Source organism: Candidatus Limnocylindrales bacterium (assembly GCA_035571835.1).
Classification (GTDB): Bacteria; Desulfobacterota; Binatia; order UBA1149; family CAITLU01; genus DATNBU01.
The window spans coordinates 1-16,784 of sequence record DATNBU010000004.1 but is presented as its reverse complement, the minus strand read 5'-3'; the positions used below and the strand labels follow the sequence as shown (position 1 = coordinate 16,784).

Sequence of the window (16,784 nt, the reverse complement as noted above, 5' to 3'; positions counted from 1 at the left end):
GCACGCGGGCGACCCGTGCACCGGCGGCGGAATCTGCGGCAGCACATGCAACGAGTCGACCGACGACTGCTTCGCGAGCGCAGCGACCGTCTGCCGCTCTTCCGCGGGCGTCTGCGACGTCGCGGAAAACTGCACCGGAGCCTCTACGACCTGTCCGGCCGATTCGTTCTCGTCCGGCAATACCTGCCGCGCAGCGAACGGCGTCTGTGACGTGGCCGAGACCTGCAGCGGCGCGTCGGCCTCGTGCCCGGCCGACGGATTCGCGGGTGCGATCACGTGCCGCGCGGCAACGGACGAGTGCGATGCCGCCGAAGTCTGCAGCGGCTCGGCCACGTGTCCCGCGGATGGCAAGGCGAGCAATTCGACTCCGTGCTCGACCGACGGCAACGTCTGCACCGACGACTTCTGCAACGGCACCGGAACCTGCGCGCATACGAACAACACCGGTCCGTGCGACGACGGAACGTTCTGCAACGGCCCCGACACGTGCCTGGCCGGATCGTGCACCGTCCATCCCGGTGACCCATGCGCCGGCGGCATCGGCACTTGCGCGGGCGCCTGCAACGAGGCCACCAACGCGTGCGACGGCGGCGACGGCAACGTCTGCGACGATGGCCTGTTCTGCAACGGCACCGACATCTGCGGCGGCGGTACCTGCAGCCAGCATTCGGGCGACCCGTGCACCGGCGGCAGCGTCTGCCAGGACTCGTGCAACGAGGCGGCCGATACCTGTAACGACGACCTCGGGTCGGCATGCACGACCGACGGCAACGTCTGCACCGACGACGAGTGCAACGGCGCCGGAACCTGCGTGCACAACAACAATACCGCGCCGTGCAGCGACGGCCTGTTCTGCAACGGGCCGGACACCTGCGCAGGCGGAACGTGCAGCAGCCACGCCGGCGACCCATGCATCGGCGGCGGAATCTGCGGCAGCACATGCAACGAAGGCCCCGACAACTGCTTCGCGAGCGGAGCGACGGTCTGCCGCTCTGTGGCGGGCGTCTGCGACGTCGCGGAGAACTGCACCGGCGCGTCGGCGAGCTGCCCGGCCGATTCGTTCACGTCCGGAAATACCTGCCGCGGATCGGCAGGAATCTGTGACGTGGCCGAGACCTGCAGCGGTGCGTCCGCTTCGTGTCCGGCCGACGGCTTCGCGTCGAGCGCGACGACCTGTCGCGCCGCCGGCAGCGTCTGCGACGTTGCCGAAGTCTGCAGCGGCGCGGCCACGTGCCCCGCGGATGCATTCGCCAGCTCGTCGACTCCTTGTGCGAGCGACTCGAACGTCTGCACCGACGACCTCTGCGACGGCAGCGGGACGTGCGGCCACACGAACAACACCGCTCCGTGCGACGACGCAACGTTCTGCAACGGAACCGACGTCTGCGCGAGCGGCACCTGCACGCATGCCGGCGACCCATGCCTGGCCGGCGGCGAGTGCGCCGATACGTGCGACGAAGACGCGGACACGTGTTTCTCCGACAGCAACACGCCGTGCACCGACGACGTCAACGACTGCACCGATGACCACTGCTCCGGTACCGGCACCTGCGCGCATACCGCCAACACCGCGCCGTGCGACGACGGAACGTTCTGCAACGGCCCGGACATCTGTGCGGCCGGGACCTGCAGCAGTCACCTGGGCGACCCGTGCACGGGCAATCCGATCTGCTCGAGCGTCTGCGACGAGCTGGCGAACGACTGCAACGATACCGACGGGCTGGACTGCAGCGACGCCTGCACCGAGGGCACCTGCACGGACGGCCAGTGCGAGGGCGTCGAGTCGCTGCTGTCGCCGACCTGCCGCTGGATCGTGATCGGCGGCGTCGGTCCGGTTTCCGAGGGCAACACCGTCAAGACCACCGGCATTCGCAACGACGCCGGATCGCTGGCGGACGGCAGCGTGTGCGGCTTCTTCAGCAAGCGTTCACGCGGCGTGGTCAGTGGGCACTACGTCGTTACCGCGGGCGTCGGCCAGGGCGTCAAGGGCTTCGCCATCAAGTTCAGCGTCGGAGCCGATGTCCTCGGCGACATTGCCACCGGCGGCGCCGGCGTGCGCGTCGGCCAGGTCGGCAACATCCCGGGCACGGAGCTCAAGCAGATCCTGTTCGGCCAGATCGTCGAGAAGCTCGACGCCGATCTGCAGGGCACCGGAACCTACATCGACACGACCAGCGAGCACCCGCTCGTGGACGTCTGTGACGACGACCAGGACAAGCTCGCGAACGCGGTACCTCTGATCGACGCCCTTCCGGCCGATGTCAGCGGGACCAAGTACCGGGTGAAACCGGGCGGCCTTGCGACGATCGATGCCACCGGGATGGGAACGGGCGTGTTCAGCTACACGTCAGTCAAGATCAGCGGCCGTGCGCAGATCCGTCTGGTCGGTGGTCCGATGGACGTGCTGATCATCCGCTCGGCCGGCGACATCAAGATCGGCAAGGGCGCCAACATCTCGCTGAGCGGCGGCATCGTTCCGGAGAACGTGCTGTTCTACGGAAAGGGTCGCCGCTGCAAGACGGGCCGCCAGGTGATCGGAGCAGGCACATGGTTCTGTCCGGCCGCCCGCAAGTTCCAGATCGGTACCGGAGCGGAGTGGACCGGTACGTGGCTGGGAGGCGTCAAGGACGTCCGTATCCGCCGGCGCGCACAGCTGTCGTACGCGCCGTTCTCCGGTCTCTGAGCCCGAGTCGAAAGACGTAGACAAAAACGCCGCAGACGGTTCGCCGTCTGCGGCGTTTTTTTATGAGCGGCGGCAGCAGACGCGCGGAGCGAGTGCGGATTTCCCTTGCGAGTGCGGGTAGAGTGTCGCAAGTAGCAGGACTGGCAGGGAAAACCGGGGACGGAATCTTTGTCGCCTGCGCCTCAGGGGTCAGGTCAGGCCGGGGAACAAGACGCTCGTCGGGGGACGCTGAACGAGCGGAGGGGAGCTCATGAATTCGATCAGAAGACATTGCGCGCGCGCGCTCGGCGGAGCCGTGTGGATTGCCTCTGTGCTGTGCGGCCTGCCGGCCGTCTCGCACGCCGCGTTCAGCCCATGCATGGCGACGGCGTCCGGCAACCCGAGTTTGAACTGCGTCGCAAACGATCTCGGTGTGGCGTCGTTCCACCTGACGTCGCTCAACGAGTCGTGCACGGGGCTCGGCGATACCATGACCTTCGACGGCGAGGTCAACGTCGCTGCCGGCACAACGGCGCGCTACGATCTTGGTTTCTACGTCGGGTTCGACAGCGCGCAGGCCCTGACCGGCAATTGCACCGTCGGCATCATCGACCCCGACCGTCGCGAATGTTCGAACAATGCGACGACATGCAACACCAACGCCGACTGCACCGGCGGAGGCATCTGCACGCTTCCCGACCTCGACGGGGACAACTGCGGAGACTACCCGAAGACGACGATCGCGGTCGGCATGACCGGTATCGTCGCGACCTGCCGGGATTCCAATCACGACGGCTTCTATGATCTCGCGATCTGCGCGAGCTACGACCAGAACGCGAACACGACCTGCAACAACTCGAGCCAGGCGGTTCCCGGCACCGGCTCGAAATGCCAGTGCGCGCAGATCGAAACCGACCTCGCCGTACCACATTGCCGTTCGGCCGCGGACTGCGACGACGACGGGAACCTCTGCACCACGGAAGTCTGCAACAGCCTGCAATCCGGTCTCGGCGACCTGTTCGGCTGCAGCCATGACAACAACACGGTGCCGTGCGGCGACGGCGTGTTCTGCAACGGGCCCGACACGTGTTCGGGCGGGGTCTGCACGCACGCCGGCAATCCGTGCGCTGGAGGCGGCGTCTGCGGCAATGCCTGCAACGAGGACCTCGACAACTGCTTCGTAGCAGCCGGTACGACATGCCGCGCGAGCGCCGGGGTCTGCGACGTGCGCGAAGTCTGCACCGGGTCCACGGCGTCGTGTCCAACGGATGCATTCCTGTCGACGGCAAACGCGTGCCGCACGTCGGCGGGCATCTGCGATACGGCCGAGCGTTGCACCGGCACGTCCGCCGCCTGTCCGTCCAACGCATTCCGTCTGAGCACGACGACCTGCCGCGGCTCCAGCGGTGTGTGTGATGTCGCCGAAAACTGCACCGGCACGTCCGCCGACTGTCCGACGCAGGCGTTCGTCTCGTCGGTGACCATCTGCCGCGACACGACCGGCGTCTGCGATCTCGCCGAACGCTGCACGGGAAGCAGCGGCGCTTGCCCTTCCGACGCGGTGGCCGGCACGGCCACCATCTGCCGAATCGCGGCCGGCGTCTGCGACATCGACGAGCGCTGCGACGGTACGGGTACCGGCTGTCCCGACGACGCGTTCGTTTCGTCGGCCGCCACGTGCCGCGCGTCGGGCGGAGTCTGCGACATCATCGAAAGATGCAGCGGCGCAGGCGCCGCGTGTCCGGCGGACACGCTGGAAAGCACGTCGACCGTCTGTCGAGGCTCGACCGGGATCTGCGATGCCGCGGAAACCTGCAACGGTTCGGACGCCTCGTGCCCGCTCGACCTGCTGTCGCCCTCGACGGCGATCTGCCGGCCGGCTGCCGGCGAGTGCGACGTCGCAGAGACGTGCGACGGCGAGGGCGGTCCCTGCCCGGGAGACGGCTACAAACCTGCCGATGCACCGTGCACGAGCGACGACAACGTCTGCACCGACGACGTCTGCGACGCAGCCGGCCAGTGCCTCCACACCGACAACGAGGATCCGTGCGACGATGGCCTGTTCTGCACGGGAGATGACGTCTGTGTCGAGGGAACCTGCACGCACGACGGCAACCCGTGCGCCGAGGGCGACGAGTGCGCCGACAATTGCAACGAAGCAGCCAATACGTGCAACGAAGACGTCAGCGTCGCGTGCACGTCCGACGACAACATCTGCACCGACGATCACTGCGACGGCAGCGGCGTCTGCGCACACACTCCGAATACCCTGCCATGTGACGACGGCCTGTTCTGCGACGGCGACGACAACTGCGCGGACGGCACCTGCACGCACGACGGCGATCCGTGCGCCGACGGCCCGCAGTGCCAGAACGTCTGCAGCGAGGAAAACCGTAACTGCCTCGATACCGACGGCAACCCTTGCGACAAGGACTGCATCATCTCCGGATCCGGCGTCTGCGAGGACGGCGTGTGCGAAGGCGAAGACATTACGCTGTCGCCGTCGTGCCGATGGATCGTGCTCGCCGGAGTCGGACCGAGCCAGGTATCCGGCACCGTGACGACAACCGGCGCCCGCTACGATGCTTCCTCGCTGCTCGACGGCAGCGTCTGCGGCTTCTACAGTTTCCGCACGCGGGGACTGGCGACCGGCGATCTCGTCGCGACCTCCGGCATGGGCGAGGGACACAAAGGCGTCGGCATCAAGTTCGGGACCAATGGTGATGCCGCCGGAGACATCGTCACCGGCCAGTCCACGGTAAAAGCAGGGGCGTACCAGACAGTTCCCGGGACCGGATTCGGAACGATCGGGAGCGGCATGCTCGTCGAGCGTCTCACCGACCTGCTGCTGCCGACGGGCACGTTCGTCGACACGACCGGAACGCACGACCTGGTCGATGTCTGCAAGGACGACCAGGACATCCTCGGCGACGCCGCAACGCTTCTCGACGCGCTGCCGGCGACGACGTCACTCGGAAAGCTCAAGCTGAAGCACGCCGGCGCACTTCAGCTCGATGCCAGCGGCCTGACGGTGCTCGAATACACGTCCTTCAAGATCGGCGGCCAGGCCACGGTAACGCTCCACGGCGATGCCGACGACGTGCTGGTCATCCGCTCACTCGGCGATCTCAGGATCGGCTACGCCAGCCACATTGTGCTCGACGGCCTGCTGCCTGAGAACGTGCTGTTCTACGGTCGCGGAAACCGTTGCAAGGTCGCCGCACGCGTAACCGGCAGCGGCACATGGTTCTGCCCGGTGGCGAGGAAGTTCTTCTTCGGCTTCGGCACGACCTGGGAAGGCACCGCACTGGGCGGCACCAAAGAAGTGCGCGTCCGACGCCACGTCGACTTCAAGCACAAGGCGTTCAAGGGCTTTTAAGGTAACGACGGCGTGACGTCCGGCTCGAGCGGTGGGCCGGACGTCGATAAGGGCCCATCTGCTTCGTTGTCGCCGCTTCGCTCGCTCAACGTACGGGAAGTACGCCTCGCTCGCTCTCGCGGGCTCCGCCTCGCATCTGGGCCCTTCTCGACGCCCGGCTCGTATCCCGTGAGCTCTCGTCGCTCGTAGACGGCGTGCACGGCCGGACGTCTCTGTTACGCCCGGCGCATCGCGCGAGCCGAACGTCACCACGTGAATGTTCCGTTCAGAATCCCTGGAACGGAGCGTAATAAAACGAGGATTCCTGACCGGTGGAAAGAAGTGTTCCGGCGCCGTAGACAGCGCCGACCCATGCGGCGCCTTGCTTTGCGATCACGCGGCCTGCGGATGCGAACAGAGTGCCGGCTCCGATCGACTGGGTGTTGAGCAGGCACTTCTTGCCCTTCACGTAGATCAGCGTGTGCTGCGGGGTCAGGCCGCCGCCGAGCTCGAGCGCGGACGATACGTAGAGCTTGAGTCGGCCGCTCACGCGGAGCACGACCACTGTGTCGGCGCTGCCGCCGCCGTCGAGCGTGAGCACGCCGCCGGATCCGACCTTGATCGAGCCGTCGACGTCGATGACGTTGAGGCTTCCCGGCTGAGCTGCGGTGACGGAGAGTGTGTCGAGCGGGCCCATGTCGATGCGGCCATGGGTCTGCGTCGAGGCGAGCCCGTCGAGATCGCCCGCGTAGAACGGGTACGCGGTGCGCGCGGCCTGGCACTCGACGACGAGCGGATGATTCCCCGTCAAGTCGTACGAACCGGATCCGCCCTGTTTTGCGGTGAGTGACAGCGGCGCCAGCGTCTGCTGCGGCGGGTCGAGATACGGCAGGTAGCCGATCGTCGGATTGGCCGCAGCACCGGCGCCGGCCGAGACGATGTCGTCGTCGATGAGGACGTCCGACGCGAGCTGAACCTGCCTCGTTCCTTGGGCTTCGTCGGCAACCACGTCGCCCGTCACGTGCGTCTCGCTGTAGAACTTGATGGTTCCGCCGCACACGTCGCCGGTCACGTTGGTCTTGAAGTACGAACGGATGAGATCCTTGCGTTCCTGCTCGGCGATCACGACCGTCCACGGGCACAGATCGGCCAGTGCCGTGTCGGTTCCGATGCAGGCGCCGGCCGAGCAGATGTCACCGCGCGTGCACGCGTCTCCGTCGTCGCAGCCGGTGCCGTCGGGAAACGTACCGAGCGGCGTACAGCTGTCGAGCAGCTCGTTGCACGATTCGGTGGTGCAGCTGTTGCCGTCGTCGCACGCGAGCGTTCCCGTGCCGGAGCAGATGCCCGACGTGCACGTGTCCGCCGCGCCGTTGCAGAACAGTCCGTCGTCGCATGCCGATCCGTCCAGGTCGGCAGCGTTGCAGAGGTCGGTCGATTCGTTGCAGCTTTCAAGGCAATTGGCATCGCCGTCCGGGCCCGCGCACGGATCGCCGCTGTGCACCGCGCACGCGCCTGCAAGACAGGTGTCGGCGCCGTTGCAGTAGAGGCCGTCGTCGCATGGCCCCGCATTGAACGTGCCGCCTACGCATGCGCCGGCGCCGTCGCAGGTACCGCCGGTCACGCACACGCTTCCGTCGCTGCATGCGGAACCGGCGCTGTCCACGCACGTGTCGGTATCTTCCTGGCAGTGGTTGCACGCGGTCCCCGGACACGGATCGCCGCTCGACGACGTACAGACGCCGTTCTGGCACGACTCGGTTCCGGTGCAGAAGAGGCCGTCGTCACATGGAGTATCGTTTGCCGCTGCGGGGCCGCCGATGCACTGGCCGACCTGGTTGCACGCGTCCGGTCCGCTGCAGTTGTCGCCGTCCTGGCACGGCACTCCCGGCGTACCCACGTACTGGCAGTTGAACTTGCAGCACGTGTTGCGGAAGTAGCAGCGACTTCCCGTCGTGCACGTGGCCGCGGCAGGATCACCGTCGACGAAAAATCCAACCGGACCGCCGTCGCACTCTTCGCCGCCGCTCAGCACTCCATCGCCGCATCCGACCGCAGCGCTCGCGGACATGCCATGCAGAACCGCCAGCGCGCACAGCGCTGCCATCCAGACAACTCGATTTTTCATGCTTCCCCCTGCTCCGCTCGTTGAGTCGTGTTCACGAAGGAGCGAATTCGCGGGAGGTCCCCATCCCGCTTCATGATCCGTATCGGAAGGCGCGCGGCCTGTCCTTATCGAACCCGCCAGTGGTCGTAGCACGCGCAGTGCGGCCGCATCAAGTGAATCGCTCCACGTGACGGCCGGCTGCGCGATTCAGCGATATGGCCAGTCGGAAGGATTGAGCGACGCGGCCGTCAGGATTCGTCGGCTTTGCGCTGCGCCGCGAGCCGCGACGCTACTTCGTCCTTCGGGACGACCCGGCCGTTGCCGACGCCCTCGCAGATCCGTTTGGCCTCGCCGGTCCAGGCTCCGCGGCGGATCAGCTCGGGCCAGAACGGAAAAGTGCGGCACTGCGTCGGCCTCGACTCGTAGACCGTGCAGAGGTTCGTCTCGGCGTCGAGCATCACGCAGCGGCCGCCCTCGAAATCGAGCTCGGTCCATCCGTTTTCGTCGCGGAACGTGTAGCGCTTCCTGGCCTCGGCGACGTCGATGCCGAGCGCAGCGGCCAGCGCCGCAAGGTCATCGGCGGTGAGGTAGACGTGGGAGTATTCGCCGCGAGTCCAGCAGCACTTGCCGCACTGCGTGCACTCGAATCGAAGGCCGCGCTCGGCGGACGGCTCTTTGCGGACGGGCTCCATGACGACGGGAGCGCGCACGATGGTCGGGACGATGGCCCTGCGCAAGCCGCCGGGGTGCGGCGGGTCTTCCGATCGAAGCCTGGGATCCGTCGATCCGGGCGGCCTCGCCCCGCTTTGCCAAGCCCCGCCCTCTCGCGTAGCTAACCCTTTCTATGTTCGAAACCGTCTTCCCCGAGCACGACCTGTTCGCAACGCCGGAGCACCGGCAGTTCCGCAACACCATCCGCAAGTTCGTCCAGGACAAAATCGTCCCGCGCTCGCGCGAGTTCGACGAGATGGGGCACTTCGACAAGGCGCTCTATCCGGAGATGGGAAAACTCGGGATGCTCGGCATCCGCTACGATCCGCGCTTCGGCGGCCTCGGTCTCGACTGGAGCTACACGGCGATTCTCGCCGAAGAGCTCGGCTGCTGCGACAACGCGGGCGTCGCGATGGGAATCTTCGTGCAGACCGACATGTCGACGCCGGCGCTGCACCGTTTCGGCTCTGACGAGCTGCGCGAGCAGTTTCTGGTCCCCGCGATCAAGGGTGAGCTCGTCGGCGCGATCGGCGTCACCGAGCCGGGAGCGGGATCGGACGTGTCCGCAATCAAGACGCGGGCGGTTCGCGACGGCGACGACTGGGTCATCAACGGCCAGAAGATGTTCATCACGAACGCTTCGACGGCCGACTTTTTCTGCCTGCTTGCCGTGACGGACCCCGACGCCGGCTACGGCGGCTTCACGCAGATCATCGTCCCGACCAAGTCGCCGGGCGTCACGTACACGCTGCTCGACAAGATCGGCAACTGGGGCTCGGATACCGGCGCGATCTATCTCGAGGACGTGCGCGTGCCGGTCGCCAACACGATCGGCGACCCGGGCCGCGGCTTCCAGCAGCAGATGGTGCAGTTCATCGACGAGCGCCTGATCGCCGTGCTGGCGTCGTCGGCAGGAGCGATGGACTGCTGGAACAAGACCAAGGCCTACTGCGAGCAGCGCATCGTGTTCGGCAAGCCGCTCAGCAAGTTCCAGGTCAACCAGTTCAAGTTCGTCGACATGCTGACCAGGATCCAGGCAGCGCGCGAGCTCGGCTATGCATGCGTGCGCAAGATGATGAGCGGGGACGACGCCGTGCGCGAAGTCTCGATGGCGAAGATCTTCTGCATCGAAGTCCAGCAGTACGTCGCCACCACGTGCCTTCAGCTCTACGGCGGCGCCGGCTACCTTACCGACAATCCCGCTGGTCGCCTGTTCGTCGATTCGCGCCTGAGCTCGATCGGCGCCGGTGCCGATGAAGTCATGAAGCAGGTCATCGCGAAGACCCTCGGCTTCTGACGCGGACTTTCCCGAAGTATTACGGACATCCTCACGGAGCTTGCATGTCAGATCCCCTGCCCTTTTATCGCTTCACCGGAACCGACGGCTACATCGCGTCGGAGTCCCTCGTCGATGCCGTCAACTGCGCGATCGCCCTCGAGCGGCCGCTGCTGCTGCGCGGCGAGCCGGGTACCGGCAAGACGCTGCTCGCCCGACACATCAGCGCGGCACTAGGCCTCGCGATGGAGAGCTGGCACGTCAAGTCCACGTCGAAGGCCGCCGAAGGCCTTTATGTGTACGACACGGTCCAGCGCCTGAACGACAGCCGTTTCGGCGGCGCCGACGTCTCCGACATCCGCGCGTACATCAAGATGGGACCGGTCGGTCGCTGCTTCGCATCGCCGGAGCGCAAGGTCCTGCTGATCGACGAAGTCGACAAGGCCGACATCGAGTTTCCGAACGACCTGCTGCACGAGCTCGACGAGATGCGCTTTACCGTTACCGAAACCGGCGACGAGGTCGCCGCGATCCAGCGTCCGATCGTGCTGATCACGTCGAACAACGAAAAAGAGCTGCCCGACGCGTTCCTTCGCCGCTGCATCTTCCACTACATCGAGTTTCCCGACGTGCGCCTGATGACGAGAATCGTCGCGGTGCATCACCCGAACCTCGACACCAATCTGCTCGACCAGTGCCTCATCAAGTTCTACTGGCTGCGCGAGCAGCCGGAGCTGCGCAAGAAGCCGTCGACGTCCGAGTTGATCGACTGGATCGCGGCGCTGCGCCGCGCCGGCATGTCGGGCGAGAAGATCGAGGAGCACATCCCGTTCATCGGCAGCCTGCTCAAGACCGAACAGGATTCCGAAGCACTCAAGCGCTACGCGAAACAGGGCGGCACGTACCCGAGCAACTGGTCGGAGCTCGGCCCCCGCTACAACCAATAAGGAAGGAGCGCGTGAGCACGACGATGAACAAGGAGCGCGTGAGCACGACGATGAACAAGGAGCGCGTAAGCGCGACGATGAAATAGTTATGTTCCTCGAGCTCTTCTACGGTCTTCGCGATGCCGACGTTCCGGTGGGAACGCAGGAATGGCTCACGCTCATGGAAGCGGTCGAAAAGGGCCTTCACGGCTCGAGCCTGAAGCGGTTCTATCACCTGTCGCGTGCGTGCCTCATCAAGCACGAAGGCCACTTCGACGCGTTCGACCGCGTATTCGCGAAGGTCTTCCACGGCATCGAGGGCAGCCTCGATTCGCTGACCGACGAAGTGCTCGAATGGCTGAAGGAAGCGAAAGACTTCCCGCAGCTTACGCCCGAGCAGCTCGCCGAGCTCGAGCGCATGGCCGGCGACGAGCTGATGCGACGCTTCCTCGAAACCCTTGCCGAGCAGGACGAGCAGCACGACGGCGGCGGCAAGTGGGTCGGAACCGGCGGCCGCTCGCCGTACGGCCACGGCGGTGTGCATCCGACCGGGATCCGCGTCGGCGGCCCGGGGCGGAGCCGCTCGGCGATGAAGGTCGCCGAAGAGCGCCACTTCCAGGACTATCGCACCGACGTGCGTCTCGACGTGCGCCAGCTCAAGGTCGCGCTGCGGCGACTGCGTCAGCTTACCCGTCGCGGCAACGCGACTGAGCTCGACATCGACGAAACCGTCGACGAGACGTGCAGGAACGCCGGCGAGATCGAGATGGTGTTTCGCGCTCCGCGCCGCAACGACGTGCGCGTGCTGCTGCTGATGGACGTCGGCGGCACGATGTCGCCGTGGTTCGAGCCCGTCAGCCGCCTGCTGACGGCGCTCCACGAGGAGCGCGGGCTCAAGGCCTTCGAGTCGTTCTATTTTCACAACTGCATCTACGACCATGTCTACACGAGCGCCCGCCTGACGCGCGACTCGGCGGTCGCAACCACGCAGGTGCTGCGGCTGCACGAGCCGTACTGGAAGGTGATCGTCGTCGGTGACGCGGCCATGCATCCGGCCGAGCTGCTCGAGCCGTACGGCGGCATCGACCCTCGCGTAACCACGGCGACTCCCGGCATCGAATGGATGCAGCGCATCCACGAGCACTTCGACCGCGCGGTCTGGCTCAACCCGGAGCCGCAGAAAAGCTGGGACCGCACGCACACGACGCGGATCCTCAAGCGCATGTATCCGATGTTCCCGCTGTCGGTCGACGGGCTCGGCGACGCCGTCAAGCTGCTCGTTGGTGTCGGCAAGGCGGTCAACAGCAAAGCCGCCTGAGCCGCAGGCGGGCACGTCGCAAGGGCGATCTCGCGCACAGCCTGGGCTACGATCGATTCCGTGGTGAAGAAATTTCTTGGCGGTGCGCTGCTGTTCGTGGCCGGATACGCAGTGGCGACGTGGCAGCCGCCGTGCACGAGCCCCCTCACCTATCGGATCGGCCGGGTCGACAGCCGCTTCGGGCTTTCCACCGAGGACGTGCACGCGGCGCTCACCGAGGCCGAAGGCATCTGGGAAAAATCGCCTTATCGGGGTCTGCTCGAGTACGACCCGCAAGGGGACGTCGTCGTCAACTTCATTTATGACAACCGGCAGCGCGTCGCGCAGGAGAACAGCTTCCGCAAGCGACGCATCGAGCGCACCGGAAGCCGGACCGAACGCCTCAAGGCGCGCTACGACGCGGCCACCGCGCGCTATCAGCGTGCGAAGAGCACGCACCTCAGAAAGCAGTCGGCTTACGAAGCGCGCCTCGCCGATCACAATCGCACTGTCGATCTGTGGAATGCGCGCGGCGGCGCGCCGCCGGCAGAATACCGATCGATCGTGCAGGAGCGCGACACGCTCAGCGCTGCAGCTGCAGAGCTCGAGCAGGATCGTCTCATGGTCAACTCGCTTGCCGAGCGCGCCAACCGGCTTTCCAGCCGGCACAATGCTCTCGCCGAGCGCGTCAACGCGAATGTCGCTGCGATCAACACGACGGCCGGACGCGAGTTCAAGCAGGGGCTGTTCACGCGCGACGTGCACGGAATGCGCATCGACATCTACGAGTATACGAACAGTGACGACCTCATCCACGTGCTCGCGCACGAGCTCGGTCATGCGATCGGGCTGATGCACAACGATAACCCCGAATCGATCATGTACGGCCTCAACTCGAGCCGCACCAGCCGGCTTACGGCCGAGGATCTGCGCGACCTTGGCCAGCGTTGCGGAAGCTGATCGCCTGCCTCCCCGACCGAGTACCGATGCGACCGCCTCCGCTTCGACAACGCGCGCGGCACGGAGCACATTCGTGACCAGGGCCACCGAACGTCAATGACTCCCCCGCGTAAACACATCGCGCCCGCACCCGAGATCAACACGAGCTCCGCGCCCGGCGCCGTGCAGCCGGAGCTTTCGTACATCCATCCGACCACGCAGAGTCCGTGGGGCACATACCTCGCGCAGATCGACCGCGTAGTGCCGTATCTCGGAGAGCTCGCGCGCTTGGTCGAGACGCTTCGGCATCCGAAGCGCGCGCTGATCGTCGACATTCCGATCGAGATGGACGACGGCACGGTCCGGCATTTCGAAGGCTACCGCGTGCAGCACAACCTGTCGCGAGGCCCGGGAAAAGGCGGCGTCCGGTTCCATCCGCAGGTCACGCTGGAAGAAGTCATGGCGCTGGCCGCGTGGATGACGATCAAGAACGCGGCGGTCAATCTTCCGTTCGGCGGAGCCAAGGGCGGAATCCGCGTCGACCCGGCGCTTCTGTCGATGAAAGAGCTCGAGCGAATCACGCGCCGTTACACGAGCGAGATCGGCATCATCATCGGACCGCAGCAGGACATCCCCGCTCCCGACGTTAACACCAATGCGCAAGTCATGGCGTGGATCATGGATACCTATTCGATGAACACGCACTCGACCGCGACCGGCGTCGTCACCGGCAAGCCCATCGATCTCGGCGGGTCGCTCGGGCGCAACAAGGCGACCGGACGCGGCGTATTCATCACGGGACGCGAAGCGGCGCGCCGGATCGGGCTCGATCTCGACGGCGCCCGCGTGGCCGTGCAGGGATTCGGCAACGTCGGCTCGGCTGCTGCCGAAATGATGGCCGGCGCGGGGGCAAAGATCGTCGCCGTGCAGGACCAGACCGGCACCATTGCGAGCCCCGACGGCATGGACATGTCCAGGCTGATGGCAGCCGTCCGTCGCGACGGAAATCTCCAGTCCTTCGCCGAAAACGACGGCGGTGCCGAAGTCATCGTCACGGAGGATTTCTGGGATGTCGAGTGCGACATCCTGATCCCGGCAGCGCTCGAGGGGCAGATCACCGCAGCGCGCGCCGAACGCATCACAGCAAGGCTCGTGCTCGAAGGCGCCAACGGCCCCACGCTCTCCGAAGCGGAACCGGTGCTTGCACGGCGCGGAATCACGGTCGTGCCCGACGTAATCTGCAATGCCGGCGGCGTAACCGTCAGCTACTTCGAATGGGTGCAGGACTTCTCGAGCTTTTTCTGGACCGAGGATGAGATCAACGTGCGGCTCGACAAGGTGCTGATCGATGCGCTGCGCAGGATCTGGGAGCATGCGGCCGCGCACCATATCGAGCTGCGAACCGCGGCGTTCGCGATTGCCTGCGAGCGCATCCTGACCGCGCGCAAGCTTCGCGGCCTCTATCCGTAGCAGGGCAGCAGAAGTTGCGCGACACTCGCCGCCGCTCCGGCGCGAGCCGCCGGCGCCACTATTCGCGCAACAGCACGTCCGCGCCGAGCCGCAGCCTTTTCAGAAGATTGCGCAGCGCTTCGCGCTTCTGCACCTGTCCGCGCAGCACGACGATGGCCTTGCGCTCGAGCCGGTAGCGGTCGAGCTTCTTCGGCCTCGGTGCAACGGATTTTCCGGCGAGGTCGTCGAGCGGTTTCCAGAACGTCTCGAGCGGATGTCCCCAGATCTCGAGATCGGCCGGATCGAGCCGCGCCACGATCTGACGGCACAGCGCGAGGCGTGCCGGATCGCCGCTGACCTCGCCCGCCCACTTGTGAAGCGAGGCGGTCGACGGCCGCGTGTGTTTGGCAACTCCGATCGGATCGCCGAGCCCTTTGCCTTCGTGCTCGTGCTTTCCGTAGTCCACCGCCGAAGCCTCGTGCGGAATGCCGAGGAACTCGAACACGCCCTTCATCACCGCGTCGGGATCGGCAACCAGCTGCTCGTAGATCACCTGGTGGATCGGAGCCTTTTTCTCGCGCAGGAACTTCGCGATCGCCGGCACGTAACGCTCGGTGATCGGGTTGTACGCGTGAGCCACCTGGTAGTCGCTGTCGAAGAACGATTCGGCGAACGAGCTGAACACGGCGAGCGGATGCCGCGTCAGCACGACGAATTTCGCGTCAGGATAGATGCGCGCAATGAAGTCGAGCACCAGCGCGTAGGCCGGAGTCTTGTCGAGGAAGTAGCGCTTGTTCGGTCTGGTCGCGAGCATGCGGTGGTAGAGCGTGTCCGTATAGGCGCGGCACGCGTCGACGTAGTCCTGCTCGCCGCCGGGCAGGTCCGCGACGAATTCTTTCATCGATTCGGCTGCAAGCACATGGTCGTACGGCGCCTTGTCGACGTTCGCGAAGTAGCCGAGGTGCGCGAGCGGTGTCAGCAGGTGCGGCTCGGGCCGTCCATACACCAGCGAGTGCGACGAAATCATGCGCGCGAGCATCGTGGACCCCGAGCGCGGAGACCCGACGACAAAGACAACCTTTTCTTCCATGGGAGCGCGGAGCCTAGCGGTCGTGGCCGAGCGGTTCAATTCAGCTCATCGACGGCAAGATCGACGGTGCCAGCGATGCGACGACGCGCACGGGCGGCGCGATGTCTCATTCCGCCGGCAGAATTCTCGCGTCGAGCCATTGCCAGAGATCGTTCATGACCTCGTCGCGGTTGATCTCGTTCAGCATCTCGTGCCGCCCTTCCGGGTAAAGCTTGACGGTGACGTCGTGAGAGCTCGAAGCACGAACGTACGCTTCGGCGCCTTCCGCGCTGCAAAGACGATCGTCGGTGCCGTGGATGAGAAGCAGCGGCTGCGCGATCTCGGACGCGCGTCCGACCAGAAGTCCGATGCCTTCCGCCAGACGGTAGAACAGCTCCTCGCGAACCCGCTCCCGAAGCACCAGCGGATCGTCGAGATAGGCCTGCTGCTCCTTCGGATCACGCGTTAGACGCGTCGCGTCGATCCGCCGATCTCCGGCTTCGAGGATCGGAACGATGGCCGGCCCGGAAAGAATGAGCAGGTCGGGCTGCGGCTTGCGCTCGAGCACGTACGCCGTCGCGATCAGGCCGCCCATCGAATGGCCGAGCAGCACCAGCGGTCCGGCCGGATGCTCGGCGCGGACCAGCGAATGAAACGTCGAAAGATCGTCGAGGAAGTACGAAAACTCTTCGACCGTGCCCATTTCGCCGCCGGAACGACCGTGGCCGCGGTGGTCGAGGGCATGGACGGCGACGCCGCCGGCCGCCAGGAAGCGACCGAGCGGATCGTAGCGGCCGCTGTGCTCGCTCATGCCGTGGGCCAGTACCAGGGCTGCCCTCGGCGTGACTTCCGGGAGCCAGGCGCGCCGGAAGATCGATACCCCGTGTGCGCCCTGAAAGGTCCCTTCGGTCGTACGGACCGCGTGTTTTGATGTCGTTGCGACGCTTCGTGCGGGCATGGACCGTCGTATAGGCCGCGTCGCGCGGTGAGTCG

Annotated in this window: 11 protein-coding genes; 7 read left to right on the top strand and 4 right to left on the bottom strand. The window is 65.8% G+C overall.

Going from position 1 to position 16,784, the window contains the following annotated elements:
* Together VN634_01545 and VN634_01540 are read left to right on the top strand one after the other, a co-directional pair.
* The coding region (locus VN634_01545; protein ID HXC49543.1) for a hypothetical protein at positions 1–2,683 on the top strand (2,683 nt) is incomplete at its 5' end.
* A 250-nt stretch (positions 2,684–2,933) separates the two neighbouring features.
* Entirely contained in the window at positions 2,934–6,041 is a 3,108-nt protein-coding gene (locus VN634_01540) for a hypothetical protein (protein ID HXC49542.1), read from the top strand.
* Positions 6,042–6,306: 265 nt separating this feature from the next.
* Here the strand turns inward: VN634_01540 and VN634_01535 are convergent, their stop codons facing one another.
* Together VN634_01535 and VN634_01530 are read right to left on the bottom strand one after the other, a co-directional pair.
* Positions 6,307–8,145, bottom strand: a complete 1,839-nt coding sequence (locus VN634_01535; protein HXC49541.1) for a hypothetical protein — start codon at positions 8,143–8,145, stop codon at positions 6,307–6,309.
* Positions 8,146–8,372: 227 nt separating this feature from the next.
* Positions 8,373–8,861, bottom strand: a complete 489-nt coding sequence (locus VN634_01530; protein HXC49540.1) for a YkgJ family cysteine cluster protein — start codon at positions 8,859–8,861, stop codon at positions 8,373–8,375.
* Between the two features lie 107 nt (positions 8,862–8,968).
* Here VN634_01530 and VN634_01525 point away from each other — a divergent pair, with 107 nt between their 5' ends.
* The 5 genes from VN634_01525 to VN634_01505 all read left to right on the top strand — a co-directional run bounded on the left by VN634_01525 (position 8,969) and on the right by VN634_01505 (position 14,743).
* The gene (locus VN634_01525) at positions 8,969–10,132 is read left to right on the top strand and encodes an acyl-CoA dehydrogenase family protein (GenBank protein HXC49539.1); all 1,164 of its coding nucleotides are present in this window, start codon (positions 8,969–8,971) and stop codon (positions 10,130–10,132) included.
* Positions 10,133–10,176: 44 nt separating this feature from the next.
* Positions 10,177–11,058, top strand: coding sequence for a MoxR family ATPase (locus VN634_01520; GenBank protein HXC49538.1), 882 nt, complete (start codon positions 10,177–10,179; stop codon positions 11,056–11,058).
* An 88-nt stretch (positions 11,059–11,146) separates the two neighbouring features.
* Positions 11,147–12,355: a VWA domain-containing protein gene (locus tag VN634_01515; GenBank protein ID HXC49537.1), complete on the top strand. Its 1,209-nt coding sequence runs from the start codon at positions 11,147–11,149 to the stop codon at positions 12,353–12,355.
* A gap of 63 nt (positions 12,356–12,418) precedes the next feature.
* Positions 12,419–13,294: a M57 family metalloprotease gene (locus VN634_01510; GenBank protein HXC49536.1), complete on the top strand. Its 876-nt coding sequence runs from the start codon at positions 12,419–12,421 to the stop codon at positions 13,292–13,294.
* 96 nt (positions 13,295–13,390) lie between these two features.
* A complete protein-coding gene (locus VN634_01505; GenBank protein ID HXC49535.1) occupies positions 13,391–14,743 on the top strand; it encodes a Glu/Leu/Phe/Val dehydrogenase in 1,353 nt (450 codons plus the stop codon).
* A 58-nt stretch (positions 14,744–14,801) separates the two neighbouring features.
* Here VN634_01505 and VN634_01500 read toward each other — a convergent pair whose 3' ends face one another.
* Positions 14,802–15,812 (bottom strand): sulfotransferase, encoded by a 1,011-nt coding sequence (locus VN634_01500; protein ID HXC49534.1) that lies wholly within the window; start codon positions 15,810–15,812, stop codon positions 14,802–14,804.
* A gap of 106 nt (positions 15,813–15,918) precedes the next feature.
* A complete protein-coding gene (locus VN634_01495; GenBank protein ID HXC49533.1) occupies positions 15,919–16,749 on the bottom strand; it encodes a lysophospholipase in 831 nt (276 codons plus the stop codon).
* Positions 16,750–16,784: the final 35 nt, after the last annotated feature.

What these genes read in the sequence shown, in the direction of transcription:
- VN634_01495 (HXC49533.1), bottom strand. Translation starts at nt 16,749, where the DNA reads ATGCCCGCACGAAGCGTCGCAACGACATCAAAACACGCGGTCCGTACG.
- VN634_01515 (HXC49537.1), top strand. Translation starts at nt 11,147, where the DNA reads ATGTTCCTCGAGCTCTTCTACGGTCTTCGCGATGCCGACGTTCCGGTG.
- VN634_01520 (HXC49538.1), top strand. Translation starts at nt 10,177, where the DNA reads ATGTCAGATCCCCTGCCCTTTTATCGCTTCACCGGAACCGACGGCTAC.
- VN634_01525 (HXC49539.1), top strand. Translation starts at nt 8,969, where the DNA reads ATGTTCGAAACCGTCTTCCCCGAGCACGACCTGTTCGCAACGCCGGAG.
- VN634_01540 (HXC49542.1), top strand. Translation starts at nt 2,934, where the DNA reads ATGAATTCGATCAGAAGACATTGCGCGCGCGCGCTCGGCGGAGCCGTG.
- VN634_01505 (HXC49535.1), top strand. Translation starts at nt 13,391, where the DNA reads ATGACTCCCCCGCGTAAACACATCGCGCCCGCACCCGAGATCAACACG.
- VN634_01500 (HXC49534.1), bottom strand. Translation starts at nt 15,812, where the DNA reads ATGGAAGAAAAGGTTGTCTTTGTCGTCGGGTCTCCGCGCTCGGGGTCC.
- VN634_01535 (HXC49541.1), bottom strand. Translation starts at nt 8,145, where the DNA reads ATGAAAAATCGAGTTGTCTGGATGGCAGCGCTGTGCGCGCTGGCGGTT.